The organism is Nocardia sp. (assembly GCF_025465275.1).
GTDB lineage: Bacteria > Actinomycetota > Actinomycetes > Mycobacteriales > Mycobacteriaceae > Nocardia.
In genome coordinates this window covers 1-2,804 of the sequence record NZ_JAODNK010000201.1, presented here as the reverse complement: position 1 = coordinate 2,804, position 2,804 = coordinate 1, and the positions used below count along the sequence as shown (strand labels likewise).

At 67.2% G+C, this 2,804-nt stretch carries 1 protein-coding gene; it reads left to right on the top strand.

Features of this window, described 5'->3' with window-relative positions; genetic code table 11:
* On the top strand, positions 1-2,804 hold a 2,804-nt coding region (locus tag JWN03_RS40940; RefSeq protein WP_297627370.1), incomplete at both ends, for an amino acid adenylation domain-containing protein.

The window sequence follows — 2,804 nt, the reverse complement described above, 5'->3', positions numbered from 1 at the left end:
GTCCGTCGACCTCGTTGCCGGCATGTACGCCGTGCTGACGGCGGGCGGCGCGTACGTCCCGCTGGATCCGGATCACCCGGCCGAGCGGATCGGCTATGTGCTGGGCTTGGCGCAGCCGGTATGTGTATTGACCACGGCGCGTGACGGTTTCGTGGTGCCGGGTGAGGTTCCCGCCATCGAGATCGACACGGTCGATGTGTCTGCCTACGGCGCAGAGCCGGTCACCGAGGCCGAACGCGGGGTGCCGCTGCGCCCGCACAACACCGCATACGTGATCTTCACCTCCGGTTCGACCGGCCGCCCGAAGGGTGTGGCGGTCACCCATGCCGCCATCGTCAACCGCCTGGTCTGGATGCAGACCGAATACGGCTTGTTCGACGACGATGTGATCCTGCAGAAGACTCCGGCGACCTTCGACGTCTCGGTCTGGGAGTTCTTCTGGCCCCTACAGGTCGGCGCACAGCTCGTGGTCGCCAAGCCGGACGGCCATCGCGATCCGGCCTACCTGGCCGATCTGATTGCCGAATACGACGTCACCACGGCGCACTTCGTGCCGTCGATGATGTCGGTGTTCGTCGCCGAGCCCAAGGCCGCCGACTGTGTGTCGCTGCGACAGGTTTTCGCCTCGGGTGAGGCACTGCCCGCACCGACCGCGCACAAGTTGCTCGAGCTGACCGGCGCGCAACTGCACAATCTGTACGGCCCGACCGAAGCCGCCGTCGACGTCACCTATCACGAGGTGACGGCGGCCGACACCGTCTCGGTGCCGATCGGCCGTCCGGTCTTCAATACCCGGGTCTACGTGCTGGATGCGCGCCTGCACCCGGTCGCACCGGGTGTCGCGGGTGAGCTGTACCTCGCCGGCGTCCAGCTGGCACGCGGTTATGTCGCGCGTCCGGAGCTGACCGCGGACCGCTTCGTCGCCGATCCGTTCCATCGCGCCGAGCGCATGTACCGCACCGGCGACCTGGTGAAGTGGACCGGCGCGGGCGAGCTGGAATACCTGGGCCGCACCGACTTCCAGGTGAAGCTGCGCGGTCTGCGCATCGAGCTCGGTGAGATCGAAGCCGCGCTCACGGCCGTCGATTCCATTGCCCAGTCGGTGGTCGTGGTGCGCTCGGACGATCGTCTCGGCGATCAGCTCGTCGCCTACGTCATCCCGGCTGCGGGTCTCGTCGTGGACGTGGAGGGCGTGCGCGCCGAACTGCAGGACGCGCTGCCCGGCTATATGGTGCCGAACGCCTTCGTGGTGCTGGATGCCTTCCCGCTCAATGCCTCCGGCAAGCTGGATCGTAAGAAGCTGCCCGCACCGGTCTTCGAGGCCAAGGTCTTCCGCGCCCCGTCCACTCCGATCGAAGAGATCGTGGCCGGCACCTTCTCGGACGTGCTCGGCGTCGGCCGGGTCGGTGTCGACGACGACTTCTTCGAGCTCGGCGGCAACTCGCTCATCGCCACCCAGGTGACCGCGCGCCTCGGCGCGGCCCTGGATATCCAGCTGGCCGTGCGCGACCTGTTCGAAGCCTCCACGGTGTCGGCGCTGGCCGCCCGGGTGGAGCGGGCCGCCGGTTCCGGCCGGGCCCGCCCACGCCTGGTCGCCGGTGAGCGTCCGGACAATCTGCCGCTCTCCCCGGCGCAGCAGCGCTACTGGTTCCTGAACCAGTTCGACACCAGTACCTCCGCGGTGGACAACATTCCGCTGGCGGTGCGGCTCATCGGTGCGCTCGATCTCACCGCGATGAAACTGGCCATCGGCGATGTGATCAACCGGCACGAGGTGCTGCGCACCGTCTACCCGCGCTCGGCCGACGGCCCGCACCAGGTCATTCTGCCCTCGACACAGACCGATCTGTCGCTGGTTCCCGAGGCGGTCGCCGAGGGCGATCTGCTGGGCAAGGTCATCGAATTCGCCATGACCACCTTCGACGTCACCGTCGAGGTGCCGCTCGCGGTGAAGCTGTTCCGCATAAGTGACAGCGATACCGAAGAGCACGTACTGGCCTTCACCATCCATCACGTCTCCGCCGACGGCTCCTCCATGGGCCCGATGGCGCGCGATGTCATGGCCGCCTATGTGGCGCGCGCCAATGGCGAAGCCCCGCAGTGGACTGCGCTGCCCGTGCAGTACGGCGATTACGCGCTGTGGCAGCGTTCGGTCCTGGGCTCCGAAGAGGATCCGGAATCGCTTGCCGCACAGCAGGTCGGCTACTGGACTCAGGCGCTCGCCGAACTGCCGGATCAGCTGGAACTGCCCACCGACCGGCCGCGCCCGCCCGCGCAGTCGTTCCACGGCAAGGCGCTTCGTTTCGATATCGATGCGGGACGGCACGCCAGGCTGCACGAGCTGGCCCGCGCCAATAACGCATCGCTGTTCATGGTTGTGCACGCCGCACTGGCCGTACTGCTCTCCCGCCTGTCCGGGAGCGACGATATTGCCGTCGGCACCCCGATCGCGGGCCGTGGTGAGCGCGAACTCGACGATCTCATCGGCATGTTCGTGAACACCCTGGTGTTCCGCACCCGCATCGATCGCGCGGTGACCTTCGCCGATGTGCTCGCCGAGGTGCGCGAACGCGACCTGGAAGCCTTCGCCAATGGTGAGGTGCCGTTCGAGCGCCTGGTCGAGGTGCTCAACCCGGTGCGCTCCAATGCGCGCAATCCGCTGTTCCAGGTGGGTCTCTCGTTCCAGAACCTGGCCGAGACCGCCTTCGAACTGCCGGGTCTGCACGTGAGCGCGGTCCAGTTCGAATCGCAGCTGGCCAAGACCGATCTGCACGTGACGCTCTACGACCGGTACACCGACGACG